The sequence below is a fragment of the Pseudonocardia sp. WMMC193 genome (genome assembly GCF_021728735.1).
In the GTDB taxonomy this organism is placed as follows: domain Bacteria; phylum Actinomycetota; class Actinomycetes; order Mycobacteriales; family Pseudonocardiaceae; genus Pseudonocardia; species Pseudonocardia oroxyli.
This window is the reverse complement of record NZ_JAKKDO010000003.1, coordinates 2,890,297-2,916,025: the sequence shown is the minus strand read 5'-3', so window position 1 is coordinate 2,916,025 and position 25,729 is coordinate 2,890,297. Positions and strand designations below refer to the sequence as shown.

The window sequence follows — 25,729 nt, the reverse complement described above, 5'->3', positions numbered from 1 at the left end:
CACTTACCGCGCACAGGGGTCAGCGGGTGAGGGAGAGCTGGTAGACGTCGAGATAGCCGACGCGGAAGCCCGCCTCGCAGTACCCGAGGTAGAACTCCCACATCCGGCGGAAGGTCTCGTCGAAGCCCAGCGCGGCGACCTCGGACCAGCGCTCCTGGAAGCGTCGGTTCCAGTGGTTCAGGGTGCGGGCGTAGTCCGGGCCCAGCGAGCGGCGCTCGGAGATGTGCAGGCTCGTGTCCCCGAGGCTGCGCTCGATCGACTCGACGCTCGGGATTAGCCCGCCGGGGAAGACGTACTTGTGGATCCAGGTGTAGTCGTTGCGCGCCACCCGCATCCGGTCGTCCGGCATGGTGATCGCCTGCAGCCCGACCCGCCCGCCCGGCTTGAGCAGGCGGTCCAGGGCGGCGAAGTAGGTGGGCCAGTACTTCTCGCCCACCGCCTCGATCATCTCGACGGACACCACGGCGTCGTAGGACCCGCGGGCCTCGCGGTAGTCCCGCAGCAGCACCTGGACGCGGTCGGCGAGCCCCGCCGCGGCGATCCGCTGCTCGGCCAGCGCCGCCTGCTCGGCGGAGATGGTGATCGTCGTGACGCGCGCGCCGCGGCGCGCGGCCCGGATCGCGAGCCCGCCCCAGCCGGTCCCGATCTCCAGGATGTGCTGGTCGGCGGTGACACCCGCCAGGTCCAGGATGCCGTCGATCTTGCGCTCCTGGGCCGCGACCAGGTCGTCCGAACCCGGGGCGAACCACGCCGCGGAGTAGGACATGGTCTCGTCGAGGAACAGCTGGAACAGCTCGTTCGACAGGTCGTAGTGCCGGTGGATGTTCTCCCGGGACCCCTCCAGCGAGTTCGCCTCCTCGGCGGGCTGGCGCGCCTCGACCCAGCGCCGGGCCAGCCTCTGCAGGGCGGGCGGGATCAGTGTGGACAGGGTGGCGGCGAAGGGCTCCAGGAGGCCCGGCAGGTCGTCCGCGGTCCAGTCGCCGACCATGTAGGCCTCGCCGAACCCGATCTTGGAGTCGTTGCCGAGCCTGCGGAAGAAGGCGTCCGGTCGGACGATCCGCATGGTCGGGCCACCGAGGCCCAGCACCTCGTCGCCGATCTCGACGCGCACGGGCAGCGACCGCACCGCACGCCGGAACAGGCCCTCGGCGATCCGGCCCTTGACCGGGGAACGCGGCACCGTGCCCAGCCCCGGCCACACCCCCTCGTTGGGGCGGGGGACGGCGCGCGTGGGCGGCTGCGGCTCGTGAATGGTCATTCAGACCCCCTCCTGAGGGCGGTGCGGCGGGCGCGGCACGACGGGAAGTCGCTTGAGCCACAGGCGGATGCCGTGGACCCGGATGAGCGCGGAGGTGCGCAGGGTGACGAGTGGGCGGCGCAGCGCCAACGCGGCGAGCGCCGGCGGGGTCGCCGCGCGGCGGGTGCCGGTGACGGTGGCGGTCAGCGCGGTGGTCTCGTTGCGGCGCAACGTGATGGCCAGCGCGAGGCGCTCGCCCGGGGCGGGCAGGGACAGCCGGTAGTCACCGTCGACGGCGAAGAACGGCGACACGTAGAAGGCCTTCGCGGTCTCCGCGCGCTCCGCGGGCAGCAGGTAGCAGTGGCGCTCCCCGTAGGTGTTGTGGACCTCGGCGATCACACACTCCAGCTCCCCGGTGTCCCGGTGGCACCAGAAGACCGACAGCGGGTTGAACACGTGGCCGAGGACGCGGGCGTTGGCCAGCATGAGGATCCGGCCGCCGCGCAGGTCGACGCCCTGCTCGGCGAGGTAGGCGTCGACGTTCTCCCGGATCGTCCGGTCCGGGTCGCCCAGGTGGTCCCGCGCCTCGAACCGGGCGAGCGGACCACCGAAGCGGGGCAGGTCGTCGAGGTCGACGAGCCAGAGATAGGTCCGGTGCGCGAACCCGTAGTCCACCGCCTCCCGACGGCGGTGGCGCACCTCGGCGTCGTAGAGGGCTACCACGTCGCCCCCAGGGACTCGGCGGCGCGGACGCCGGAGAGACAGCCGTCCTCGTGGAAGCCCCACCCGTGGTACGCCCCGGCGAACGCGGTGGTCCCGGTGTTCAGGGCGGGCAGGTCCCGCTGCGCCGCCACGGACGCCGGGGTGTAGCTCGGGTGCTCGTAGGTCATCCGTGCGATCACCCGGTCCTCGGCGACCCGGCCCGCGCCGTTGAGCGTGACCACGTACGGGCCGCCGTCGAGGTGCTGCAGGCGGTTCATGTCGTAGCTGACCAGCACGGAGTCCTCGCCCGCGCAGGTGGACTTCAGGTAGTTCCAGCTCGCCCGGGCCCCCGCGGCGCGCGGCAGCAACGAGTCGTCCCCGTGCAGCCAGGTCTCGTTGCGGGAGTAGGCGAACGCGCCGAGGGTCGCGCGCTCGGCGTCGGTCGGGTCGGCGAGCAGGGCCAGCGCCTGGTCGGGGTGGGTGGCGACGACGACCTTGTCGAAGCGTTCGCCGTCCACGGTGACCCCGCCGATCCCGCCGACCCCGCCGCTTCGGCGGACCGAGCGCACGGGGGAGCCGACGCGGACGTCGGACAGGTTCTTGCGGATCAGCTCCACATAGCTGCGGGACCCCCCGACGACCGTGCGCCACTGCGGGGAGCCGCCGATCGCGAGCATCCCGTGGTGGTCGAGGAAGGTGAACAGGTAGCGGGCCGGGTACTCGAGGCTCAGCTCCGCGCCCGCGGACCACACGCAGGACACCACGGGGATCATGAAGTGGTCGACGAAGTACGGCGAGTACCCGCCGACGGCCAGGAACGCCCCCAGCGTGACGTCCCCCGCGCGGGGGTCGGCCAGCACCCGTCGGGCGTGGCGGTGGAAGCGGACGACCTCGCCGAGCATCCGCAGGTAGCGCGGGTTGCGGGCGTTCGCGGGCGTCGGGAACAGCCCGCCGAGCCTGCGGGCACCCGCGTACTCCAGGCCGCACCCCTCGCAGCGCACGCTCATCGACATGTCCGAGTCCTGTGTGGCCACGCCGAGCTCGGCGAACAGGCGCAGCAGGTTCGGGTAGGTCCGGTCGTTGTGGACGATGAACCCGGAGTCGACGAACGTGCCCGCCAGGTCGTGCGTGTGGGCGTGCCCGCCGAGCCGGTCGTCCCCCTCGAACAGGGTGACGTCGTGGGTGCGCCGCAGCAGGTAGGCGGCGGTCAGACCGGACACACCGGCGCCGATCACGGCCACGGACGTCATCGCAGGGCTCCCAGGGGGACTTCGAGGCCGCCCGGGGTGGGCTGCCGCATGGCGTTCGTGATCGCGGGGTCCTCCGGTTCGAACCCGAGCTCGCCCAGCACGAAGCGCTGCACGAGGGAGTGCCAGTCCGCGGCGTGGCGGAGCATGGCGTGGCCGTCGCCGTGGACGTCGAACCGGGCGACGCGGGTGACCTGACGCGCCCGGACGGCGTAGGCGAGGGACTCGCGCGGATCGGTCATGCGTTCGCGGTCCCCGTGGGCGATGAGGACGTCCCGCCCGGCGAGCTGGTCGACCGGGTCGCTGCCGTCGAGCCAGGGCGCGAGCGCGGCCACGGCCCGCACCTGCGGCGCGCCCGCGGCGTGCAGCACCGCCCGGCCGCCCATCGAATGGCCGACCAGGACGGTGGGGAGGTCCCCGGTCAGGAGCTCGGCCACGTCACGGGCGGCGTCTCGCGCCGGTCCGTTCCAGCCGCGGAGCCGGTAGCGGACCATCGCGACGGCCAGGCCCTCGGTCCGGGCGAGGAGCCGCGCGAACGGCAGCATCCGCCAGTAGGTGAGCCGGCGGCGCTCACCGGACTCCGACGACCGCGACCGTCCACCATGGGCCACGACGACGAGCGCGCGCGGATCCTCGGGCGGCGATCCCACCGGCTCCAACCTGGGCAGACTCACGCACACCTCCGTGTCGGGACTTCCGTGGGGCATCCGTGTCCGACCCGGGGCGCGGATGGCGGTCTGTCCGTCATGTCACAACAGGGAGATCATCGCGCCACCCGGCGTACTCCGCCTGTCGATCGTGGGCGAGGATCGGGGGTGGAACCCGAACGCTGGAGGAGTCTGTGCCCACCCCCGACGTGCCGCCGCTGCTGACCGCCCGGCAGAGACTGCTGCTCACGCTGCGGCGCAAGCGTCGGACCTCGGGGTTCTGGTTCGGCCTGGCGATCGAGCTCATCTGGCCGCTCGTGATGGTGTTCACTCGGCTCGGGTGGAGGGGCGGGCAGCACATCCCGCCCACCGGTGGCGTGCTCATCGCGGCCAACCACGTGTCGGGCTGCGACCCGATCTACGACACCGCGTTCGTCATCGCCCACCGGCGCATGCCCCGGTACCTGGCGAAGTCCGAGCTGTGGACCGTGCCGATCGTGCGCTCGGTGCTGGGCAAGGGGCAGCACATCCCCGTCTACCGTGACTCGGCGCGGGCGATGGACGCCTTCCGCGGGGCCGTCGAGGCCCTGGAGCGCGGGGAGGTCGTGGTGTTCTACCCCGAGGCCACCTACACCGCGGACCCGGACGGCTGGCCGATGAAGGCGAAGAACGGCATCGGCCGGATCGCCGTCCAGTCCGGGGTGCCGGTCATCCCGCTGGCCAACTGGGGCACCCAGGAGGTGCTCTCGCCGAAGGGGAAGGTGGGCCTGTTCAAGCGGGTCAGCCTGGTCGCCGGCCCGCCCGTCGACCTGTCGGAGTTCGTGGGCAAGCCCCGGACCAGGAGCAACCTCGACGCGGCCACCGCCACGATCATGAGCGCCATCACGGGCCTGGTGGCGGACGTGCGGGGCGAGGAGCCGCCGGAGCTGGCCTACGACCCGGCCCGCAAACCCCTGGCCGGCTGACACCCGGCGAAGGATCCTGCATCCGGTGTCACCGGTGACACTCGTTGCAGGATCCTTCACCTCGGGGTTCGCGGTCGTGAACGGATGTCGGCGTTTCCCCGTCTGCCGGGCGGTGGGGCTGGTGGCGGGCCCGTCCGCCGCGTGGTGCCACGGGTTCCTCACCCGCGCCCCCGACACCGTGGAGATCGCGTTCCCGGCGAGCAAGCGCTCCCGGCCGGGGGTGCGGGTGCGCGAACGGGTGTTGGCCGTCGAGGATCGCGCCGTACTGAACGGGTTGCCCGTCGTCGGTCCTGCACGGACCGTGCTGGACACCGCCGTCGCGCTGTCGGACGGCTCGGCGTTCCTGGATCGAGCGTTGCAGCGGCACGTGTCGCTCGACCAGCTACGAGCCGCAGAGGCGCGGATGACCGGGGCGAACGGCGTCGTCGAGGCCCGCAGGCTGCTCGCCGCCGCAGGCGATCGGGCGCACTCGACGGCGGAACGGCTGCTGCTGCGCCTCCTGAAGGAGGCGGGCATCGGCGGCTGGGTGCTGCACCTGCGGGTCGGGCCCTACGAGGTCGACGTCGCGTTCCCGGAGACCCGGGTGGCGATCGAGATCGACGGGTGGGCCTGGCACAGCGACGTCGAGCGGTTCCGCTCGGACCGCCGCAAGGGCAACGACCTGGTGGCGGGCGGATGGACCCTGCTGCGCTTCACCTGGCACGACCTGCACCACAGCCCGCAGCGGGTGGTGGCGGAGATCCGTGCAGCGCAGCGCCGGGCCTCGTGAGCGAAGGATCCTGCATCCGGTGTCACCGGTGACACTCGTTGCAGGATCCTTCACTCGCGGGCCAGGCGCTCCAGGCGTCTCGTGGTCGGCCAGCGGACCTCGCGCGCCCAGCCGAGGCGTTCGAACAGGCGGATGGTGACCGCGCTCAGGTCGACCTGGCCCTTCTGCACGCCGTGGCGGGCGCAGGTGGGGTCGGCGTGGTGGAGGTTGTGCCAGGACTCGCCCATCGAGAAGATCGCCAGCCACCAGACGTTGGCGCTGCGGTCGCGGGCGGAGAAGGGGCGCTCGCCCCACATGTGGCAGATCGAGTTGATCGACCACGTGACGTGGTGCAGCAGCGCGACCCGGACCAGTCCGGCCCAGAACAGTGCGGTGAGCGCACCCCACCAGGACCAGGTGACCAGGCCGCCGAGCAGGGCGGGGAGCAGCAGGGTCAGGGTGCTCCACAGGCCGAACAGCGAGTCGATCCGGCGCAGGTCGGTGTCCTGGAGCAGGTCCGGGGTGAAGCGCTCCTCGTTGGTGAGGTCGCGGTCGAACAGCCAGCCGGTGTGCGCGTGCCAGAACCCCTTCGCCAGCGCGCGCGTCGACGTGCCGAACAGCCAGGGGGAGTGGGGGTCGCCCTCCTTGTCGGAGAACGCGTGGTGGCGCCGGTGGTCGGCCACCCACTTGATCACCGGGCCCTGCATCGCGAAGGAGCCGGCCAGGGCCAGCGCGATCTTCAGCCCGCGGGTGGCCTTGAACGAGCCGTGCGTGAAGTACCGGTGGTACCCGACGGTGATCCCCAGGCAGCAGGCGACGTAGAACACGGCCCCGATCAGGACGTCCGACCAGCCCAGGAAGCCGACGACGGCGGCGAGGGGGACCGCGGCCACCAGCGCCGCGAGCGGCAGGAACACGAAGACGTACACCCCGACCTGCTGGGGGAGCGCACGGCGCCCCGCGAGGATCGGCTTCGGGCCTGCCAGGGTCATGGGGCTCACTCCCGGTGTTCGGCGCGCGGGCGCCGGGCGGATCGGCCCGTCCAGGGTAGGTCGGTCAGATCTCCAGGCCCAGCAGTGCGTTCTCCACGACCTCGGGCAGCGCCGGGTGGATCCAGTACTGCCCCGTCGCCATCTCCCGGGCCCCCAGGCCGAAGGACATGGCCTGGATCAGCGGCTGGATCAGCGTGGACGCCTGCGGGCCCATGATGTGCGCGCCCAGCAGCCGCCCGGTGCCCTTCTCCGCGATGATCTTGCAGAGCCCCGTGGTGTCCTCCATGGCCCACCCGAAGGCGACGTCCCCGAAGCGCTGCACCGTGACCGTGTAGTCCAGGCCCGACATGCGGACCATCTCCTCGGTCTTGCCCACGCTGGCCACCTGCGGCTCGGTGAACACGGCCGACGGGACGTTGCGGTGGTTGGTCTCGAGCGGGGCCTCCGGGTGCAACAGGTTGTGCCCCACCACCTTCGCCTCGCGGTTCGCGACGTGCTTGAGCGCCCACGGGGAGCTCACGTCACCCAGCGCCCACACCCGCTCGGCGCTGGTGCGCTGGAACCGGTCCACCTCGATCCGGCCGTCGGAGTGGGTGGCGATCCCGGCCGCGCCGAGGTTCATCCGGTCCCCGTTGGGGATCCGGCCCGCGGCCACGAGGAGGACGTCGGCGGCGACGGAGGACCCGTCGTCGAGCGCGACGGTCAGGTCGCCCGCCTCCCCGGTGACGCCCGTGACCTGGGTGGCCAGCCGGACGTCGAGCCGCTCGGAGAGCAGCTCGGTGTAGGCCGCCGAGATCGTCTCGTCGTGGGAGCGCAGCATCCTGCTGCCGCGCACGACGACGGTGACCTCGGTGCCGAGCGCGGAGAACACGTGCGCGAACTCGGCCGCGATGTACCCGCCGCCGACGATCACCATCCGCCGGGGCAGCTCGTCGATCCGCATGATCGTGTCGGACGTCTCGTACGGCGCGCCCGCGATCGCCGCAGGCACCATCGGGCGCCCGCCCGCGGCGACGACGACCTGGTCGGCGGTGATCTCGTCCACACCGGACCCGTCGGTCCGCTCCACCCGCAGCGCCCTGGGCCCGGTGAAGGAGGCGTGGCCGAGGTAGACGGTGACGTTGTCCGAGCGCTCGGCGCGGTACTCCAGCCCGCCTTTCGCGATGGGGTCGATCCGGCCGAACACGCGGTCCCGGATGTCCGCCCAGCGCACCTTGTCGATGGTGGCGTCGACCCCGTACCGGGAGGCGTGGCGCACCGTCTCGGCGACGTCGGCGGCGTAGACGTACATCTTCGTCGGGATGCAGCCGACGTTCAGACAGGTCCCGCCGAACACCCCGTGCTCGACGATCGCCACGTCCCAGTCGGCGAAGCGCTCGTCGATGAAGGTGTTGCCGGAGCCGGAACCGATGACGACGAGATCGTGATGGGCCACTCCACGAGGCTAACCGCACGGGTGAACGCGGGCGCGGGCACCGGACCGCCCGCTGCGCGATACTGCGCACATGAGCGAGGACTCAGCCACGCGCCCCGCGCCGGACCCGGTGGCCGTCGAGCCCACGGGGACGGTCGCGGTGCCCACCGACGACACACCGCCCACCGCCGAGCGGACGACGACCACCCCGCGCCGCGCACCCGCGACCCGACACTCGCGGGTCAGCGGGATGTGGGTGGGGCTGATCCTCTCCGCGGTCGTCCTGCTGTTCCTGCTGATCTTCATCCTGCAGAACCTGGAGCCGGTGCGGATCCAGTTCCTGGGCCTGGACGGCACCCTGCCCACCGGCGTCGCGCTGCTGCTCGGCGCGATCGCCGGGATCCTGCTGGTCGCCATCCCGGGCAGTGCACGGATCGTGCAGCTGCGCCGGGCCGCGCGGCGCGGCGCCAAGCGCGCGCAGTAGCGCGGGGCGACCCGGGCGCCGCACGTTTCGTGCGCTCAGTGCTGCATGATCACGGTTTCCGTGCGCTCAGGGCGGTGCGAGCAACGCTGAGCGCACGGAACCGGTGATCACGCGGCGCGGCGGCGCCGGGGAGGACGGCCCTGGCCACGGGGCTGACCGCCACCCTGACCGCCGCCGCCGCCACCGCTGCGGCGTCGCCGCCCGGTGCCCGCGGCGGGCTGCTGCTGCGGGGGCTTCGGCGCCTCGACCGGGATGCCGCTGGGCTCCCGCGCGCCGGTGACGTCCACCAGCGAGGCCGAGCCGGGCGCGGCGGTGCTGACGTCCGGCTTCACCCCCGCCTGCCGCATGAGGGTGTCGACGTCTCGCCGCTCGTCCGCGGTCACCAGCGTGACGACGACGCCGGACTCGCCACCGCGGGCCGTCCGACCCGCGCGGTGCAGGTAGTCCTTCGGGTCGCCCGGCGGGTCGACGTGCACGACGAGGCTCACGTCGTCGACGTGGATGCCCCGCGCCGCGACGTCCGTGGCGACGAGCACGGGGATGCTGCCGTCCTTGAACGCGTCGATCGCGCGGTTGCGGGCGTTCTGGGCCTTGCCGCCGTGCAGCGCGCTGGCCTGCACACCGGTGCGGCGCAGCTGCTTCACCACGCGGTCGGCGCCGTGCTTGGTGCGCACGAAGAAGATCGTGCGCCCCTCGCGGGCGGCGATCTGCTGGACGATCTGGTTCTTGTCGTCCCGCTGCACCAGGAACAGGTGGTGGTCCATGGTCTCGACGGGCGCGGCCGCGGACGCCACGGCCCGGGTCACCGGGTCGTGCAGGTAGCGATCGACGAGGGTGGCGACCTCGTTGTCCAGCGTCGCGGAGAACAGCAGGCGCTGGCCGTCCGCGGGCGTGCGGTCCAGGATGCGCTTGACCTGGGGCAGGAACCCCATGTCCGACATGCGGTCCGCCTCGTCGATCGCGGTGATCTCGACGTCGGAGAGGTCGCAGGTGCCCTCGGTGACATGGTCCGTCAGCCGGCCGGGGGTGGCGACCAGCAGGTCGACGCCGCGGCGCAGCGTGTCGATCTGCCGGTTCATCGACATGCCACCGACGACGGAGGCGACGGTCAGGCCCAGCGCCTTCGCGAACGGCTCGACCGCGTCCATGACCTGCTGGGACAGCTCCCGGGTGGGGACGAGCACGAGCCCGCGCGGGCTCTTCGGCCGCGCCCGCTCCCCGGCGAGCCGGGAGACGAGGGCGAGCCCGAACGCGAGGGTCTTGCCCGAGCCGGTCTGGCCGCGGCCGAGCAGGTCGCGGCCGGCCAGGGTGTCCGGCAGGGTCGCGGCCTGGATGGGCCGGGGGTCGGCGAAGCCCTCGTTCGCCAGGGCCTTGAGGACCGGCTCGGGCAGGCCGAGGTCGGCGAAGGTGGGGAAGCCGCTCGCGGGCGGGGTCCAGAGGACCTCCGGCGGCATGGCCCGACGCTGCGGGGCGGCGGGAGCGGAGCCGCCGCGGGAGCGGCGGGGACGGCTCGAACGGGTCGAGCTGGTGCCGCGGTCCGCAGAGCGGGCAGGGCGGCGGGACGGGCTGGTCACGAGACCTCCGTGGACGGTGGCACGTCGCACGGCGGAGCGGGCGGCGATGGCCGCGCCTTCACGGGACGAGCCCGGGCGCGGATGGGGAGTGCGCCCGAATGGATACGTACAGGTGCGCGCGGTGAGGCCCGGGCGCTCGGCTCCAGTGTAGGGGAGTCGAGCGGCGGGCTGGTGGTCGCACCCTGTGATCTCGCCCCCCCCCGAGACGGCGAACGGCGCGTTCGCTCAGTAGTTGTGAGCGAACGCGCCGTTCGCCGGTCAGGTCAGGCCCGCCTCCGCCACCAGGGAGTGGAAGAGGTGCTCGCCTGCGTCCTCGGCCAGGCCGCGGGCGGTGAACCACTCCGCCACCCGTCGGACGTCCCGGACGAGGAACTCCGCCCCGTGCGGGTTGCCGACGAGGTCGACGACCTGCGGGAGGTCGATCACGACGAGCCGTCCGTCGTGGACCAGCAGGTTGTAGGCGGACAGGTCGCCGTGGGCCCAGCCGAGGCGCGCGAGGCCGTGCAGCACCTCGCCGAGCTGCGCCCACAGGTCGTCGCGCTCGGCGGGTGTCGGGCGCAGCTGGGCGAGCCGGGGCGCGGCCTGCTCGCCGTGCCCGACGAACTCGAGCAGCAGCTCGGTGTCGTCGAGCTGGACGGGGTAGGGGGCCGGCAGGCCCGCCGACCACAGCGTGGCGAGCGCGCTGAACTCCGCGGCCGCCCACTGCCCCGCCAGCAGCTCGCGCCCGAACGCGGTGCGCTGCGCCATGGCGCGGGTCTCCCGCGAGCGCCGCACCCGGCGTCCCTCCTGGTAGGCGGGGTCGCGGTGGAAGGCCTTGTGCGCCCGGTACCGCTTGGCCGCCACGACCACTCCGGAGCGGTCGATCAGGTGGACGTCGGCCTCCTTGCCGGACTTGAGCACGCCCAGCTCGGTGTCGACCGCGCCGTGGGCGGTCACCACCCAGCTCGGGCGGGGTTCGGGGCCGTGCTGCGCGCCGGTCCAGGTGGACCAGCGGTCGCCCTCGGGCGGCAGGTCCGGGTCCTCGGACAGGACGGGGGTGGGTGGGACGAAGTCGTCGTCGTCGAAACGGGGCTTGGGCACCGGGGGTGTCTCCAGACGTGGGGTGATCACCCCACGCGAGCGACCCTCAGCGCGGGGTGCGGATGCGGGTGGGCGCGCCGGGGCGCGCCGCCATCCGGGCGGCGGTCGTCACGTCGGCTCACCTCTTCCACGTCTCTGCCCCGACCGTACGGACGGCGTCCAACGAATTACGGTCGGGCCATGACCACCCGTCCGACCCTGCGCGGTTCCTTCGGCATGTCCGCCTCCACCCACTGGCTCGCGACGGCGACGGCGCAGTCGGTGCTCGAACGCGGCGGCACCGCGGTGGACGCCGCCGTGGCGGGCGGGTTCGTGCTGCAGGTCGTGGAGCCGCACCTCAACGGGCCGGGCGGGGACCTGGTGGCGATGTTCGCGCCCCGCGGCAGGGACCCCCGGGTGATCTGCGGCCAGGGTGCGGCGCCCGCGGGGGCGACGCGGGAACGCTTCGCGGACTTCGACTCCGTGCCCGGCGCGGGCGCGCTGGCCGCGGCGGTCCCCGGCGCCACGACGACCTGGCTGTGGCTGCTGGCCGAGCACGGGACCTGGGAGCTCGCGGACGTCCTGGACTACGCGATCCACTACGCCGAGACCGGTTTCCCCGCGCTGCCGAGGTTGCGCGGGACGATCGCGGCCGTCGAGAGCCTCTTCCGCGAGCACTGGCCCGCCTCCGCGGCGCTGTGGCTGCAGGAGGGGGACACCTTCACCAACCCGGACTGGGCGCGCACCCTGCGCCTGCTGCGGGACGCGGGCGGCGACACCCGGGAGGCCCGGATCGAGGCGGCGCGGCGGGTCTGGCAGGAGGGCGAGGTCGCCGAGGCGATGGCGGCGGCCGCCGCGGTGCCCCACCGGCACTCGGACGGACGCGACCACGCCGGCGTGCTCACCGCCGCCGACATCGCCGCGTTCCGGCCCGCGCTCGAGGAGCCGATGACCCTCGACTTCCGCGGGACGACCGTCGCCAAGCCGGGCACCTGGAGCCAGGGACCGGTCCTGCTGCACGCCTTGGCGATGCTCGACCGGCTGCCGCACCTGGACCCCTCGACCGCGGAGGGCGCGCACACGGTCGTCGAGGTGCTCAAGCTGGCGCTGGCCGACCGCGAGGGGTTCTACGGCGACGGGCGCGGGTTCACGCCGTCGGGGGACCGGGCCGCGCTCGTCGGGGAGCGGTCGGCGGGCTACCGGGTGAGCGAGGGTGGGTACGTGCCGCCGCTCGAGCTCGACGGGCCCCCGCAGGACGGCTCCACGAGCTTCGCAGGCTCCGGGGAGCCGACGGTCGCCCGGGACGGGGCGACGCGCGGGGACACCTGCCACCTCGACGTCGTCGACCGCTGGGGGACGATGGTCTCCGCGACGCCGTCGGGCGGGTGGCTGCAGTCCTCGCCGACGGTCCCCGGGTACGGGTTCTGCCTGGGCACGCGGCTGCAGATGACCTGGCTGGACCCGGCGTCGCCCGCCGCGCTGACCCCCGGGCTGCGCCCGCGGACCACCCTGAGCCCCACCCTGCTGCTGCGCGACGGCGAGGCGGTCGGCGCCCTCGGCACCCCCGGCGGCGACCAGCAGGACCAGTGGCAGCTGCTCTACCTGCTGCGGACCCTCGTGCTCGGGATGAGCCCGCAGGAGGCGATCGACGCACCCGCCCTACACACGACCGCGATGCCGGGCTCCTTCTGGCCGCGCACCTGGACCCCGCACGGCGTGGTGGCCGAGAGCAGGCTCGGCCCCGCGGTGCTCGACGGCCTGCGGGCCCGCGGCCACGAGGTGGTCGACGCGGGACCGTGGAGCCTCGGGCGGCTGTCGGTGGTCACCCGCGACCCGCGCACCGGCGAGCTGGGCGCCGCCGCCAACCCCCGCGGCGCCCAGGGCTACGCAGCCGGTCGCTGAGACCCGCCCGGCTTCGGACGCGTGTGTCGCCCCGGATCAGGCGGGGAGGACGAGGTCCAGGTGGTCGGCCTTGCGTTCGACCGTCAGACCCGCCTTGCGGGCGATCCGGGCCACGCCCGCCGCGTCGCTCGGCTCGGCGCGGGTGGTGGCCAGGAGCCGGGCCAGGCCGCCCTTGTGGGACTTGTTGTGGTGGCTGACCACCGAGCGCGTGCCGTCGGGGCGCTCGGCGAGGACGTTCACCGTGACCGCGCCGGGGACCCGGGCCAAGGCGGCGTAGGAGCCCGAGCGCAGGTCCACCACGAGATCGTCGACCTCGGCCAGGACGGGCTCCAGGACGGGGCGCCACCGCGCCGCGAGAGTGCCGCCGCCCGGGAGCGTCGACCCCGCCGAGAGCCGGTAGGCCGGGATCGGGTCCCCGGCCCGGACCAGCCCGAACAGGGCCGACCCGACGGCGAGGCGGGCGTCGGCCCGGGCGCGGCCCGCCCGGGTCAGGGACCGGACGTCGAGCGCGTCGTAGAGCACACCGGTGTAGCGGGTGATCGCGGGCAGGGTCGGCGAGGTCCACAGCGCCGCGTTGCGGGCGATCTCGGCGTCCTGCCGCTCCGACACGCCGAGTGCCGCGCGGGCGGCCGGCAGGTCCGCGGCGAGCTCGACCAACTCGTCGAGCAGGGGCTTGCGCACCGCGTCCAGCGCCGGGTGCGAGAGGGCGGCGAGGTCCAGCGGCGGACCGTCGCCGCCGGCGAGCTTGGTCTCCGACGGGGGAAGCAGGACGAGCACAGGCCGAGGTTAGTTGTGCCCGTATGACGACCCCGTTACGGTCCCAGTCGTGATCCTCCTCGTGTCGCGCAGGCACGTCGATCTCCTGCGCGTGACCAGCGCCGCCTGTCGCGGGCGCTGACGACCCCGCGCCCTACACCGAAGATCACCTGGAGACCCTCGTGTCCGATCCCGTCGACCCCACCGCCGCCTGGTCCTTCGAGACCAAGCAGGTCCACGCGGGCGCCGCCCCCGACACCGCCACCGGTGCCCGGGCGACCCCGATCTACCAGACGACGTCCTACACCTTCCGCGACACCGACCACGCCGCCGCGCTGTTCGGGCTCGCCGAGCTGGGCAACATCTACACCCGGATCATGAACCCGACCCAGGACGTCCTGGAGCAGCGGGTCGCCGCGCTCGAGGGCGGCATCGGGGCCGTCGCCGTGGCGTCCGGGCAGGCCGCCCAGACCCTCGCGATCCTCAACATCGCGCAGGCCGGGGACCACTTCGTGTCGTCGGCGAGCCTCTACGGCGGCACGTACAACCTGTTCCACTACACGCTGCCGAAGCTGGGCATCGACGTCACGTTCGTCGAGGACCCGGACAACGCCGAGGAGTGGCGCGCCGCGGTCCGCCCGAACACCAAGGCGTTCTACGCCGAGACCATCGGCAACCCGCGGTCCAACGTGCTCGACATCCGCCTGGTCGCGGACCTCGCGCACGAGGCGGGCGTGCCGCTGCTGATCGACAACACGGTGCCGACGCCGTACCTGGTGCGGCCCATCGAGCACGGCGCCGACATCGTCATCCACTCCGCCACCAAGTTCCTCGGCGGGCACGGGACGAGCATCGGCGGCGTCGTCGTCGACTCCGGGAACTTCGACTGGGCGGCCCACGCCGAGCGCTTCCCCGGCCTGACCACGGCGGACCCGAGCTACCACGGGCTGAACTACTCCGAGGCGCTCGGCCCGCTGGCGTTCCTGATCAAGTTCCGGGTGCAGCTGCTGCGCGACCTCGGCCCGGCGATCGCCCCGCTGAACTCGTTCCTGCTGATCCAGGGCATCGAGACGCTGTCGCTGCGGATCGAGCGGCACGTGCAGAACGCGCAGGCCGTGGCCGAGTGGCTCGAGGCCCGCGACGAGGTGGAGAAGGTCTACTACGCGGGTCTGCCGTCGAGCCCGTGGCACGCGTTGGCGCAGAAGTACCTGCCGCGCGGGGCGGGCGCCGTGGTGGCGTTCGACATCCGCGGCGGCGTCGAGGCGGGCAAGAGGTTCGTCGACGCGCTGGAGCTGCACAGCCACCTGGCCAACATCGGCGACGTGCGCAGCCTGGTGATCCACCCGGCGTCGACCACCCACAGCCAGCTCTCCGGCGAGGAGCAGCTGTCGACGGGTGTCGGACCGGGCCTGATCCGGCTGTCGGTCGGCCTCGAGGGCATCGAGGACATCAAGGCGGACCTCGACGCGGGCTTCCGGGCCGCGAAGTCCTGACCCGGTCTTGACGCTCGTGGACGCCCCTCCCGCCACCGGTGCGTGGCGGGAGGGGTCCGATCCCGGCCGACGTCGGTTCCTCGACGTCGGCCCCGTCGCCCTGGACGCCGGGGGCGAGCTGGACGTCCGGCTGTCCTACGAGACCTGGGGCTCACCGGACTCCCCGGCGGTCCTGGTCCTGCACGCGTTGACCGGGGACACCCACGTCACCGGACCCGCGGGGCCCGGGCACCCCACCCCCGGCTGGTGGGGCGACCTCATCGGGCCGGGCCGCGCCCTGGACCCCGAGCGCTACTTCGTGGTGGCGCCCAACGTCGTCGGCGGCTGCCAGGGCTCGACCGGACCGTCGTCGACGGCACCGGACGGGCGGCCCTGGGGCAGCCGGTTCCCGGTGGTCACCGCGCGGGACGCGGTCCGCGCGGAGCTCGCGCTCGCGGACCGGCTCGGGGTGGCGCGCTGGTCGCTGGTCATCGGTGGGTCGATGGGCGGCATGCGCGCGCTCGAGTGGGGCGTCACGGCGCCGGAGCGGGTCGAGCGGCTGATGCTGCTGGCCTCGCCCGCGGCCTCGGCGGCGGACCAGATCGGCTGGGCCGCACCCCAGATCGCGGCGATCAAGGCGGACCCGGGCTGGCACGGCGGGGACTACCACGACCTGCCGCCCGGCGAGGGACCGCACCGCGGGCTCGGCGTCGCGCGACGGATCGCGCACCTGACCTACCGCAGCGGCGCCGAGCTCGACACCCGCTTCGGGCGGGAGGCGCAGCCGGGCGAGGACCCGGCCCAGGGCGGGCGGTACGCGGTCGAGTCCTACCTGGACCATCACGCCGCGAAGCTGGTGCACCGCTTCGACGCCGCCTCCTACGTGCGGCTCACCGAGCTGATGAACGCGCACGACGTCGGCCGGGGGCGCGGGGGAGTGGCCGCGGCGCTGGCCCGGGTCACGGCCCGGACGCTCGTCGTCGGGATCAGCTCGGACCGGCTCTACCCGGTGGCGCAGCAGGAGGAGCTGGCCGCGGGCATCCCGGGGGCGCGGCTGGAGATCATCGACTCGCCCTACGGGCACGACGGCTTCCTGATCGAGTGGGAGACCGTGGGTCGGCTCGCGGGCGAACTCCTCGCCGGCTGACGCTTGGGCGTCCCAAGCACCGCTGAGCGGCGCTTGGGACGCCCAAGCGTCGCTGTCGGAGGGTTTGACGCTTGGGACGCCCAAGCGTCGCTGAGTGACGCTTGGGACGCCCGAGTGTCACTGTCGGGGGGTTTGACGCTTGGGACGCCCAAGCACCGCTCAGCGACGCTTGGGCGTCCCACGCGTCAGGCCGGTCCGACGATCGGCGGGCGCGCGCGTCAGCGGCGGATGCTGACGTGGACGTGGTCGTAGTGCCCGCCCGTCGCGTCCTCGGCGTCGTACACGCCGCCGCCGTCGTACGGGCGGCCCCAGCCGCCGTCCGCGTCGGCGAAGAAGGCGCCGCGGTACCAGATCCGGCCCTGCCAGATCACGTACCGGACGTCCAGCTCGGCGGCCTCGTCCCGCAGGTACTGCGCGATCGCCCAGCCCTCGGCCAGGTCGTCGCCCGCGGCGAAGGTGCCGTAGCGGGTGGGGAAGAAGTCACAGGCCCGGCCCTCGGGATGGTCGCTGGACGGGTTCCAGGCGTGCTCGCTCCAACAGGTCGACTCGACCAGCCCGCCCGCGAAGCGCGCCGTCACGGCCTCGTACGCGGCGAGGGTGGCGGGCGTGACGCAGCCGCTCGACGTCGGGTCGTCGGCGATGCAGCCGGGTGAGGGCTCGGGGGCGACCCGTTCCCGGATCCGGTCCACCGCCTCGAACCGCACCACGGCGACCGCGGCGCCGACCAGCAGGACCACCGCGAGCAGGGCGAGGACGACCCGTCGAGAAGTACGCACTTCACCCGAAACTACACCGAGAACACCGCGATCCCGTTGGGCACCAGGCGCGGCGAGGGGTCCGACGGGTCGTTGACGACCGTGGTCGCGGGGTGTCCGGGGGCGCGGTAGGCCAGGGTGGACGAGCCGCCGCCGTCGAGGTTCAGCCCGTCGTCCAGGCCGAGCTCGGCGAGCAGCCGGGAGAACTGCAGCAGCGTGGCGCCGACGCTGTCGGACTGCCTGCCGTCCACGGTGACCAGGGTGAAGTGCCGCCCGTCGGCACTCACCCCGACACCGCTGCGCGGGGCCCGCGCGGTGTCGTTCAGGTTCTCGGTCGGTCGCCCGTCGCGCAGGATGGGGCTGCCGCCGACCGCCATGTACGGGGCGGCGCCGCTCGCCGGTTCGAGGCGGTAGTCGACGGCGACCTCGTCGCCGACGGACAGGCTGCGCAGCGCGGCCGCCCCTCGGTCGCGGCCGACCAGCGCGGTCTCCCCGGGCGGCAGGGTCCCGCCGCGCGGCGGGCGGACCTCGGCGACCCGACCGTCTCGGACCAGGACCTCGACCTGCTCGGCCGCGCACGGCGCGTCCCGGTCGACGTCGGAACCGCACAGGGTGCGGGCCCGGTCGACCTCGCCCCAGTCGCCGGTGAACACCCCGATCCCGTCGACGGGCACGGCGTGCTGGTTGAGCGCCACGATCGGCAGCGGCGGCGGCTGCTCGGCGCCGTTCGCGACGAGCCGGATCCCGGTGCGGCGCACCTCGCCGCGCAGTGGCATCCGGTCCACCCGTGCGACGCCGTGGTGGTCGGTCGTGAACACGTAGTCCATCTCGGCGCCGTCGACGGCCGGGGCGGCGCGCCTGCCCTGCGGCACCGCACCCTTGACCGGCCTGCCGTCGAGCACGGCCGGTCCCGCGGCCGCGTTGGTGCGGCCGATGTCGAAGAAGTCCCCGTTGATCCCGGCGACCGCGCCGACGCCGTCCGCCATGGTCTTCACCGTCTTGCGGGCCGCGACGGCGCCGGGCCACAGGAGGTTCACCTTCACGGCGGGGTTGGTCAGGTCCACCTCGACGACGTCCGCCTGCACCCGTCCGATGCCGAGGTCGGTCGTGAGCTCGCGGTGCGTGACCCCGGGGCCGACCTCGACGGCGGGCCCGACGGACTCGATGAGCGGCTGCGGGACCTCGTCCGCGGCCGCCACGCCGGGCACGAGCAGTGACATCGCCGCACTCACCGTGAGGGCGAGCCGCCCGATCCGCATTTCTCGTCCCCCCGACGTTGTGACTGTCGGGACGGATGTGATCACGTGGTGCGCATGGGACGGGAGGGGCGTCACTCGTCGGGGCGAGATCGCCACCCCGTCCAGCGATGCGGGCGCCCTAGACTCCGATCATGGCGCCGATGCTCGACGGGATCCGGGTCGTCGACCTGACGACCACGTTCATGGGGCCCTACTGCACCATGCTGCTCGCCCGGATGGGCGCGGACGTGGTGAAGGTCGAGGCGCCGGGCGGGGACGTGGTGCGCCACATCGGCCGCGGCCGCAACCCGGGGATGGGGCCGGTCTTCCTGGCCGCCAACCACGGCAAGCGCAGCATCGGGCTGGACCTCAAGGACCCCGCGGGGCTCGCGGCGCTGACCGAGCTGGTCGCGGGGGCGGACGTGTTCGTCACCAACCTGCGGCCCGCCGCCGTCGCGGCGCTGGGCATCGGGCCCGCCGAGCTGGCGGCGCCGGGCCTGGTCTACTGCGCGCTGCCGGGCTTCGGGGGCGACGGGCCCTACCGGGACCGCGCCGCGTACGACGACGTCGTGCAGGCCGCGTGCGGCCTCGCCGCCGTGCAGGGCGGGGACGGGGAGCCGGAGTACGTCCGCTCGGTCGTGGCGGACAAGACGGTGGCGCTCATGGCCGTCGGGGCGATCTGCGCCGCGCTGGTGAGCCGGGAGCGGACCGGGGCGGGCCGGGTCGTCGAGGTGCCGATGTTCGAGACGATGGCCTCGTTCACGCTGCTGGAGCAGCAGCAGGGACACGTGTTCGCGCCGCCCGAGGGGCCGGTCGGGTACGCGCGCACCGCCTCGCCGAACCGCAGGCCCTACCGGACGGCCGACGGCTACCTCGGCGTCGTCGTCTACACCGACAAGCAGTGGCGCACGTTCTTCGACCTGGTCGGGCGCGCCGACCTCGCCGCCGACCCGCGGTTCGGCACGATCACCGGGCGCACCGAGCACATCGACGAGCTGTACGGGCTGCTCGCCGAGGTGCTCCCGGCGCGGACCACGGCGGAGTGGGTCGAGACCTTCACGGCCGCCGGCATCCCGGCCCAGCCGGTCCTGGGGCTGGACGAGGTGCTCGCCGACCCGCACCTGGCCGCGACCGGGCTGCTCGAACGCGTCGAGCACCCCAGCGAGGGCGGCCTCGACCTGCCCCGGCTGCCGGTGACGGTCGACGGCGCCGCCGCGGCGCCGGTGCGCGGGGCGCCCCGCCTGGGTGAACACGGCGCGGAGATCCTGCGCGAGGCGGGCTTCGCCGACGCCCGCATCGAGGCCCTGCAGCGGGCCGGGACGCTGTTCTGAGCCTCAGCGGATCCGGGCGCCGTAGACCTTCTCGACGGTCATCGTCATCAGTACGCGGCGGTCGGCGACCATGACCTGGCGGTACTCCGCCCAGTCCGCGTGCTCGCCCGCGGCCTTGCGGTAGTAGTCCACGAGCGCCTCGACCTCGGGCGAGTCCGGGGTGGAGCCGGGGCCGACGAGCGTCACCGGGCCCTCGGCGGTGGCCCAGGTGAAGCCGTCCGCGCTGGTCACCTCGAGGGCGGCCCGGGGGTCCCGGCGGAGGTTCGCGGTCTTGGCCCGGCCCTCGGTCATCGAGACCGAGATCGTGCCGGCCGCCCGGTCGTAGAACGGGGTGACGGGCGAGAGCTGCGGCGATCCGTCCTTCTTGATCGTCGCGAGGACGCCGAGGCGGGACTCGGCCAGCAGGGCGTGCAGATCTGCGGTGTCGGTCACATCCGACCCAACCGTCCCGGCGCCGAGGCTGTTCCTCGGACCGGCGCCTCGAGGCCCCAGTCCCGAGGCCTCAGTCCCGAGGCCTCAGTCCCGAGACCCACCGGCCAGCGGCAGCACGACCCGCACCACGCCGCCCGACGGCGTCGGCCCCAGCTCCGCGGTGCCGCCCAGCTCGTCGGCCCGGTGCCGGATCGACGTGAGCCCGGTCCCCGCGGACCACGCGCCCGGGTGGGCGCCGTCGTCGGTGACCCGGACGACCACCTCATCGGCGACGGTGATCTCCACACGGGCGCAGGTCGCCCCCGAGTGCCTGCGCACGTTGGTGAGCGCCTCCGACGTGATCCGGAAGACCGCGACCTCCACCGCGGGCGGGAGCGCGGCGTCGGGCAGGGAGAGGTGCACCTCGATCGGCGCGGCGGCCGCCGCCCGCCTGCGCAGCGCCGCCCACAGGCCGTGTTCCTCCAGCTCCAGCGGGCGCAGACCGTAGACGGTGCCGCGCAGTTCGTGCAGTGCGGTGCGCAGCTCCTGCCGGGCGGTGGTGAGCAGTGCGGCGGCCTCCTCGGGGCGGGTGGCGAGCAGTTTGTCGGCGGCGTCGGCACGCAGGACGGCGCCGGTCAGCAGCGGGCCCAGGCCGTCGTGCAGCTCCCGGTGCAGCGCGGTGCGCTCCCGCTCCCGGGCGTCCAGGGTCGCGGCGCGGGCGGCCCGCAGCTGCTCGGTGAGCTCGACGGCGTGCAGCAGCCGGGCCAGCGGGGTGCCGACCAGGACCAGCGCGGCGCGGTCGTCCGGGTGCAACCGGCGCTCCCCGGGCCGCAGGGCCGCGGCCAGCGCGAACCGGCCGTCGAGGGGGACCGGTGCGGTCGGCGCCGTCGGGTCGCCGGAATCCGCGACGACGACCGCGCCGTCCGTCAGCGCCAGGCGCGGCAGCCGCAGCGCGCGGCGGGTCTCCTCGACGATCGCCGCGGGCTCGCCGAGCCGCCCGTGGATCGCGAGCGCCGTGCTCGCCGGGTCGCCGCGCCCGCCGTACACGGCCCGGCCCACCGCGCGGCGCAGCGCGGCGAGCACGGGCTGGAAGAGCAGGGCCACCGCGATCGCCGCGATCGTCTGCACGGTGCGCCCCGCCTCCGCGGGCACCGCCGCCGAGACCGCCGCGACCAGCCCGGCGTACACCGCGACGACCACCACGACCGCCGCCGTGTGCAGCAGCAGCGCGGAGAACACCGAGAGGATCAGGGCGAAGACCAGAACGTTGAGCAGCGCGGACAGCGCGGTGGCGACCACCCAGACCGTCGGGATGCCGGGCAGCAGGAACGCCGGGAGCGACGGGAGGATCGCCACGAGCTGCAGCACCGCGACCACGACCTGCGCCCACCGGACCCCGCGCCAGGCGGGGACGAGCAGCGCGAGGGTGACCAGCGCGATCCCGCCCGAGAGCACGGCGACCGCCGCGGCGGCGGCGATGCTCCCGGTCTCGTCGGGCGCCACGTCCAGCGCGGGGACGGCCGCGGCCACCGACAGGACCGCGGCGAGCAGCAGACCGATCCGCGACGGCCGCCCGGTCGCGACCGGCCGCCCCGCGCCGGGCTCGGAGCCGCTCACGCCCCCAGCCCGCCGTCGCGCGCCCGGACGATCGCCTCGGCGCGGGTGCTGACGCCGAGCCCGCGGAAGACCGCGGAGATGTGGTTGCCGAGCGTCTTGGGGGCGATGCCGAGGTGGGCGGCGATCGCGGTGTTGGACAGGCCCCGGGCCAGCAGCACCAGCACCTCGCGTTCGCGCGGGGTGAGGCCGGGGAACGGAGCGGGCTCGGCGCGCGGCCCCCGCAGCCTGCCCGCGACCTGCGGCGACAGGATCGCCGACCCGGACGCGACCGCCCACACCGCGCGCTCGATCTCGTCCGGCTCGGCGCCCTTGAGGAGGTAGCCGCGGGCCCCGGCGGCGAGGGCCTGGGAGACGAGCTCGTCCTCGTCGAACATGGTCAGGACGAGGATGCCGGTGTCGGGGAAGCCCGCCGTGATGCGGCGGGCCGCCTCGACGCCGTCGAGCTCGGGCATGCGGAGGTCGAGGATGACGACGTCCGGACGGGTGAGCGCCGTCTCGCGGACCGCCGCCGCGCCCGTCCCGACCTCGCCGACGACCTCGACGCCCGCGAGCGTGCGCAACAGCGCGACGAGACCGCCCCGGACGATGGGGTGGTCGTCGGCGTGGTGGTCGTCGCCGTGGTCGCGGCCCTCGTGCTGCTGGGCACGCTGGTGCTGGGCGTGCCCGCCTGGCGCGGGAACCGGCGGGCGGCCCTGGTGGTCGCCGTGCTGGCGCTGGTCGCCATCCTGCCGAGCCTGCCCGCCTTCGTACTCGCCGCGACGGGTGAGATCCCGGCGGTGGCGGCGGTGGCCGCGACCGTCGGCGTTCTGCTCCAGGTGCTCGCGGCGGTGCTGATCCTGCGGGGCCGATGAAAGCCCCTGGCGGGTCTCAGTAACCTTCCAGGGGTGTTGACCAGGATGTCGTCGCTGTTCCTTCGCACCCTCCGCGAGGACCCGGCCGACGCGGAGGTGCCCAGCCACAAGCTGCTGGTCCGCGCGGGCTACGTCCGCCGGATCGCCCCGGGCGTCTACTCCTGGCTGCCGCTCGGGCTGAAGGTGCTGCGGCGCATCGAGCAGATCGTGCGCGAGGAGATGGACGCCATCGGCGCCCAGGAGATCCAGTTCCCCGCGCTGCTGCCCCGCGAGCCCTACGAGGCCACGAACCGGTGGACCGAGTACGGCCCCAACATCTTCCGGCTCAAGGACCGCAAGGGCGCGGACTACCTGCTCGGGCCCACCCACGAGGAGCTGTTCACGCTCACCGTGAAGGGCGAGTTCTCGTCCTACAAGGACTACCCGGTCATCCTGTACCAGATCCAGACCAAGTACCGGGACGAGGAGCGGCCCCGCGCGGGCATCCTGCGCGGCCGCGAGTTCCTGATGAAGGACTCGTACTCCTTCGACCTGACCGACGAGGGCCTGTCGGAGTCCTACGCCAAGCACCGCGCGGCGTACATCAAGACCTTCGACCGGCTGGGGCTGCGCTACGTGATCGTCGCGGCGACGTCCGGCGCGATGGGCGGCTCGGCGTCCGAGGAGTTCCTCGCCGAGTCCGAGACGGGTGAGGACACCTTCGTGCGCGGGCCCGGCGGCTACGCGGCGAACGTCGAGGCGGTGACGACCCCCGCGCCGCCCGCACAGTCCGTCGAGGACAAGCCCGCCGCCGTCGTGCACCACACGCCGGACACCCCCACGATCGAGTCGCTCGTCGACTTCCTGAACGCCAACACCGACCGCAAGTTCACGGCGGCCGACACGCTGAAGAACGTGCTGCTCAAGACCCGGCAGCCCGGATCCGACGAGTGGGAGCTGCTGGCGATCGGCGTGCCCGGCGACCGCGAGGTCGACATGAAGCGCGTCGAGGCGGGGCTGGAGCCCGCCGAGGTGGCGTTGCTCGAGGAGAAGGACTTCGCCGCGAACCCGTTCCTGGTGAAGGGGTACATCGGGCCGAAGGCGCTGCAGGACAACGGGGTGCGCTACGTCGTCGACCCCCGGATCGTCACCGGCACGGCCTGGGTGACGGGTGCGGACCGGGCCGACCACCACGTCGTGGACCTGGTGTGCGGCCGGGACTTCACCCCGGACGGCACGATCGAGGCCGCCGAGGTGCGCGCCGGTGACCCCTCTCCGGACGGCACCGGTGTGCTCGAGGCGGCGCGCGGCATCGAGATCGGCCACATCTTCCAGCTCGGCCGCAAGTACGCGGACGCCTTCAAGCTCGACGCGCTGGGCCCCGACTCCAAGCCCGTCCGGATCACCATGGGCTCGTACGGGATCGGTGTGTCGCGGCTGGTCGCGGCCATCGCCGAGCAGTCGCACGACGACTCCGGCCTGGTGTGGCCGCGGGCCGTGGCCCCCTTCGACGTGCACGTGGTCGTGGCGCACAAGAGCAACCCGGAGCTGCTCGCCGCGGGCGAGGCGCTCTCCGCCGAGCTCGAGGCGCTCGGGCTGTCCGTGGTGCTCGACGACCGCAAGACCAGCCCCGGGGTGAAGTTCGCCGACGCGGAGCTGATCGGCGTGCCCACCATCGTCGTGGTGGGTCGCGGCCTGGCCGAGGGCACCCTCGAGGTCAAGGACCGGGCCACCGGCGAGCGCACCGAGATCGCGGTCGAGGGCGCGGCGGAGACCGTCGCCGCCCTCGTCCGGGGCTGAGCGAACTGTGAGCGGCGTCATTAGGTAAGGCTCACCTTTCTTCCGCTACCGTGTGATCATGCGGGAGTTGCGGATCGCGATCATCGGAGCGGGACCGGCGGGGATCTACGCCGCCGACACGCTGATGAAGTCCGGCACGGCGTGTTCGATCGACCTGTTCGACCGGCTCCCGGCGCCGTTCGGGCTGGTCCGCTACGGCGTCGCGCCCGACCACCCGCGCATCAAGGGGATCGTCGGCGCGCTGCACACCGTGCTCAGCAAGCCCGGTGTGCGGCTGTTCGGCAACGTGGCGTACGGGCGGGACCTGTCGCTGTCCGACGTCCGGATGCTCTACGACGCCGTGATCGTCGCGACGGGCTGCGAGCGGGACCGGGACCTCGACATCCCCGGGATCGACCTGCCGGGCAGCCATGGCGCCGCCGAGTTCGTGAAGTGGTTCGACGGGCACCCGGACGTCCCGCGGGACTGGACCCTCGACGCCGCGCACGTCGGGGTGATCGGGGCCGGGAACGTGGCGTTGGACGTGGCCCGAGTGCTCGCCAAGCACGCCGACGACATGCTCTCGACCGAGATCCCGGACAACGTCCACGCCGGGCTGCTCGCCAACCGCGCCACCGACGTCCACGTGTTCGCGCGCCGCGGCCTGGCGCAGGCCAAGTTCACGCCGATGGAGCTGCGCGAGCTCGACCACGTGCCGGGCGTCGAGGTGGTCGTGGCACCGGAGGACGTCGAGTTCGACGACGGGTCGCTGGCCGCGCTGCGCGAGTCGAAGCAGACCCAGATGGTGGTCAAGACGTTGCAGGACTGGGCCCTGCGGGACCGCAAGCCCGCGCCGCGGCGGCTGCACCTGCACTTCCTGTCCAACCCCGTCGCGGTGCTGGGGCAGGACCGGGTGAGCGGGCTGCGCACCGAGCGGATGGAGCTGCGCGGCGACGGCGGGGTGCGGGGGACCGGCGTGTTCACCGACCACCCGCTGCAGGCGCTCTACCGCGCCGTCGGCTACATCGGCTCCGAGCTCCCCGAGCTGCCGTGGGACGCCCTGTCGGGCACCCTGCCGCACGCGGCGGGCCGGGTCCTGGACTTCGACGGCCAGCACGTCCCCGGCGTCTACGCCGTGGGCTGGATCAAGCGCGGGCCCGTCGGGCTGATCGGGCACACCAAGGGCTGTGCGCTGGAGACGGTCGGGTCGCTGCTGGCGGACACGCTCACCCCCGCACCGGTGCCCGACCCCGCCGCCGTGGTGGAGCTGCTGGAGGAGCGGGGCGTGCAGTACACGACCTGGGACGGCTGGCTGCAGCTCGACAAGCACGAGCGCGGGCTCGGCGAGGAGCGCGGCCGCGAGCGGATGAAGGTCGTGCCGCGCGCGGAGATGGTCGAGCTCTCCCGCACCGCCTGAGCGGG

Annotated in this window: 25 protein-coding genes; 11 read left to right on the top strand and 14 right to left on the bottom strand. The window is 73.8% G+C overall.

Translation table 11 applies throughout. The features are described from left to right. Positions 1 to 19 precede the first annotated feature (19 nt). The 4 genes from L3X23_RS15190 to L3X23_RS15175 are packed head-to-tail and all read right to left on the bottom strand — an operon-like array spanning position 20 to position 3,860. A complete protein-coding gene (locus tag L3X23_RS15190) occupies positions 20 to 1,258 on the bottom strand; it encodes a cyclopropane-fatty-acyl-phospholipid synthase family protein (protein ID WP_237192828.1) in 1,239 nt (412 codons plus the stop codon). Further along, positions 1,259 to 1,960: a DUF1365 domain-containing protein gene (locus tag L3X23_RS15185; protein ID WP_237192827.1), complete on the bottom strand. Its 702-nt coding sequence runs from the start codon at positions 1,958 to 1,960 to the stop codon at positions 1,259 to 1,261. It abuts the gene before it with no gap. Continuing rightward, complete coding sequence (locus L3X23_RS15180; protein WP_237192826.1) at positions 1,954 to 3,189, bottom strand: NAD(P)/FAD-dependent oxidoreductase; 1,236 nt, start codon at positions 3,187 to 3,189, stop codon at positions 1,954 to 1,956. The genes L3X23_RS15185 and L3X23_RS15180 overlap by 7 nt, the downstream gene beginning before the upstream one ends. Beyond that, on the bottom strand, positions 3,186 to 3,860 hold the full coding sequence (locus L3X23_RS15175) for an alpha/beta hydrolase (protein WP_237192825.1): 675 nt from the start codon (positions 3,858 to 3,860) through the stop codon (positions 3,186 to 3,188). Before L3X23_RS15175 ends, L3X23_RS15180 begins: the two co-directional genes overlap by 4 nt. A gap of 167 nt (positions 3,861 to 4,027) precedes the next feature. Here L3X23_RS15175 and L3X23_RS15170 point away from each other — a divergent pair, with 167 nt between their 5' ends. Further along, on the top strand, positions 4,028 to 4,798 hold the full coding sequence (locus L3X23_RS15170; protein ID WP_237192824.1) for a 1-acyl-sn-glycerol-3-phosphate acyltransferase: 771 nt from the start codon (positions 4,028 to 4,030) through the stop codon (positions 4,796 to 4,798). Between the two features lie 34 nt (positions 4,799 to 4,832). Continuing rightward, the gene (locus L3X23_RS15165; RefSeq protein ID WP_237192823.1) at positions 4,833 to 5,567 is read left to right on the top strand and encodes a DUF559 domain-containing protein; all 735 of its coding nucleotides are present in this window, start codon (positions 4,833 to 4,835) and stop codon (positions 5,565 to 5,567) included. 50 nt (positions 5,568 to 5,617) lie between these two features. On the opposite strand, the gene L3X23_RS15160 is transcribed toward L3X23_RS15165, so the two are convergent. Both L3X23_RS15160 and L3X23_RS15155 read right to left on the bottom strand, forming a co-directional pair. Beyond that, positions 5,618 to 6,538: an acyl-CoA desaturase gene (locus L3X23_RS15160; RefSeq protein WP_237192822.1), complete on the bottom strand. Its 921-nt coding sequence runs from the start codon at positions 6,536 to 6,538 to the stop codon at positions 5,618 to 5,620. 64 nt (positions 6,539 to 6,602) lie between these two features. Continuing rightward, the gene (locus tag L3X23_RS15155) at positions 6,603 to 7,973 is read right to left on the bottom strand and encodes a mycothione reductase (RefSeq protein WP_237192821.1); all 1,371 of its coding nucleotides are present in this window, start codon (positions 7,971 to 7,973) and stop codon (positions 6,603 to 6,605) included. A gap of 70 nt (positions 7,974 to 8,043) precedes the next feature. Between L3X23_RS15155 and L3X23_RS15150 the strand changes: the two genes are divergently transcribed. Continuing rightward, positions 8,044 to 8,436: a lipopolysaccharide assembly protein LapA domain-containing protein gene (locus L3X23_RS15150; RefSeq protein WP_237192820.1), complete on the top strand. Its 393-nt coding sequence runs from the start codon at positions 8,044 to 8,046 to the stop codon at positions 8,434 to 8,436. 107 nt (positions 8,437 to 8,543) lie between these two features. On the opposite strand, the gene L3X23_RS15145 is transcribed toward L3X23_RS15150, so the two are convergent. After that, the gene (locus L3X23_RS15145; RefSeq protein WP_237192819.1) at positions 8,544 to 9,890 is read right to left on the bottom strand and encodes a DEAD/DEAH box helicase; all 1,347 of its coding nucleotides are present in this window, start codon (positions 9,888 to 9,890) and stop codon (positions 8,544 to 8,546) included. Between the two features lie 378 nt (positions 9,891 to 10,268). Next, complete coding sequence (locus L3X23_RS15140; RefSeq protein ID WP_237198039.1) at positions 10,269 to 11,039, bottom strand: serine protein kinase RIO; 771 nt, start codon at positions 11,037 to 11,039, stop codon at positions 10,269 to 10,271. Positions 11,040 to 11,270: 231 nt separating this feature from the next. Here L3X23_RS15140 and L3X23_RS15135 point away from each other — a divergent pair, with 231 nt between their 5' ends. Continuing rightward, positions 11,271 to 12,971, top strand: a complete 1,701-nt coding sequence (locus L3X23_RS15135; protein ID WP_237192818.1) for a gamma-glutamyltransferase family protein — start codon at positions 11,271 to 11,273, stop codon at positions 12,969 to 12,971. Between the two features lie 36 nt (positions 12,972 to 13,007). Here L3X23_RS15135 and yaaA read toward each other — a convergent pair whose 3' ends face one another. Next, positions 13,008 to 13,748 carry a peroxide stress protein YaaA gene (gene yaaA, locus L3X23_RS15130; RefSeq protein WP_237192817.1) on the bottom strand — a complete coding sequence of 247 codons (741 nt, stop codon included), beginning with the start codon at positions 13,746 to 13,748 and terminating at the stop codon, positions 13,008 to 13,010. 49 nt (positions 13,749 to 13,797) lie between these two features. On the opposite strand from yaaA, the gene L3X23_RS36605 reads away from it, so the two are divergent. From L3X23_RS36605 to L3X23_RS15120, 3 genes are read left to right on the top strand one after another with little or no spacing between them, the layout of a single operon-like run. Continuing rightward, a complete protein-coding gene (locus tag L3X23_RS36605; protein ID WP_374204988.1) occupies positions 13,798 to 13,869 on the top strand; it encodes a putative leader peptide in 72 nt (23 codons plus the stop codon). A gap of 40 nt (positions 13,870 to 13,909) precedes the next feature. Next, complete coding sequence (locus L3X23_RS15125; protein ID WP_093079326.1) at positions 13,910 to 15,220, top strand: bifunctional o-acetylhomoserine/o-acetylserine sulfhydrylase; 1,311 nt, start codon at positions 13,910 to 13,912, stop codon at positions 15,218 to 15,220. Positions 15,221 to 15,236: 16 nt separating this feature from the next. Beyond that, complete coding sequence (locus tag L3X23_RS15120; RefSeq protein WP_237192816.1) at positions 15,237 to 16,346, top strand: homoserine O-acetyltransferase; 1,110 nt, start codon at positions 15,237 to 15,239, stop codon at positions 16,344 to 16,346. A 218-nt stretch (positions 16,347 to 16,564) separates the two neighbouring features. Here the strand turns inward: L3X23_RS15120 and L3X23_RS15115 are convergent, their stop codons facing one another. Together L3X23_RS15115 and L3X23_RS15110 are read right to left on the bottom strand one after the other, a co-directional pair. Further along, on the bottom strand, positions 16,565 to 17,122 hold the full coding sequence (locus L3X23_RS15115) for a hypothetical protein (protein ID WP_237192815.1): 558 nt from the start codon (positions 17,120 to 17,122) through the stop codon (positions 16,565 to 16,567). 11 nt (positions 17,123 to 17,133) lie between these two features. After that, positions 17,134 to 18,321, bottom strand: a complete 1,188-nt coding sequence (locus tag L3X23_RS15110; protein ID WP_237192814.1) for a phosphodiester glycosidase family protein — start codon at positions 18,319 to 18,321, stop codon at positions 17,134 to 17,136. A gap of 170 nt (positions 18,322 to 18,491) precedes the next feature. Between L3X23_RS15110 and L3X23_RS15105 the strand changes: the two genes are divergently transcribed. After that, complete coding sequence (locus L3X23_RS15105) at positions 18,492 to 19,670, top strand: CaiB/BaiF CoA-transferase family protein (RefSeq protein WP_237192813.1); 1,179 nt, start codon at positions 18,492 to 18,494, stop codon at positions 19,668 to 19,670. 3 nt (positions 19,671 to 19,673) lie between these two features. On the opposite strand, the gene L3X23_RS15100 is transcribed toward L3X23_RS15105, so the two are convergent. The 3 genes from L3X23_RS15100 to L3X23_RS15090 all read right to left on the bottom strand — a co-directional run bounded on the left by L3X23_RS15100 (position 19,674) and on the right by L3X23_RS15090 (position 22,258). After that, complete coding sequence (locus tag L3X23_RS15100) at positions 19,674 to 20,102, bottom strand: PPOX class F420-dependent oxidoreductase (protein ID WP_237192812.1); 429 nt, start codon at positions 20,100 to 20,102, stop codon at positions 19,674 to 19,676. 84 nt (positions 20,103 to 20,186) lie between these two features. Then, positions 20,187 to 21,698, bottom strand: a complete 1,512-nt coding sequence (locus L3X23_RS36165; protein ID WP_237192811.1) for a sensor histidine kinase — start codon at positions 21,696 to 21,698, stop codon at positions 20,187 to 20,189. Further along, positions 21,695 to 22,258, bottom strand: a complete 564-nt coding sequence (locus L3X23_RS15090) for a response regulator transcription factor (protein ID WP_237192810.1) — start codon at positions 22,256 to 22,258, stop codon at positions 21,695 to 21,697. Before L3X23_RS15090 ends, L3X23_RS36165 begins: the two co-directional genes overlap by 4 nt. A 30-nt stretch (positions 22,259 to 22,288) precedes the next feature. On the opposite strand from L3X23_RS15090, the gene L3X23_RS15085 reads away from it, so the two are divergent. Genes L3X23_RS15085 through L3X23_RS15075 form a run of 3 tightly spaced genes read left to right on the top strand, consistent with a single transcriptional unit; the run spans position 22,289 to position 25,724 of the window. Beyond that, entirely contained in the window at positions 22,289 to 22,549 is a 261-nt protein-coding gene (locus L3X23_RS15085; protein WP_237192809.1) for a hypothetical protein, read from the top strand. A 33-nt stretch (positions 22,550 to 22,582) separates the two neighbouring features. Continuing rightward, complete coding sequence (locus tag L3X23_RS15080) at positions 22,583 to 24,328, top strand: proline--tRNA ligase (protein WP_237192808.1); 1,746 nt, start codon at positions 22,583 to 22,585, stop codon at positions 24,326 to 24,328. A gap of 58 nt (positions 24,329 to 24,386) precedes the next feature. Continuing rightward, positions 24,387 to 25,724 carry an FAD-dependent oxidoreductase gene (locus L3X23_RS15075; protein WP_237192807.1) on the top strand — a complete coding sequence of 446 codons (1,338 nt, stop codon included), beginning with the start codon at positions 24,387 to 24,389 and terminating at the stop codon, positions 25,722 to 25,724. The last annotated feature ends 5 nt before the right edge of the window (positions 25,725 to 25,729 follow it).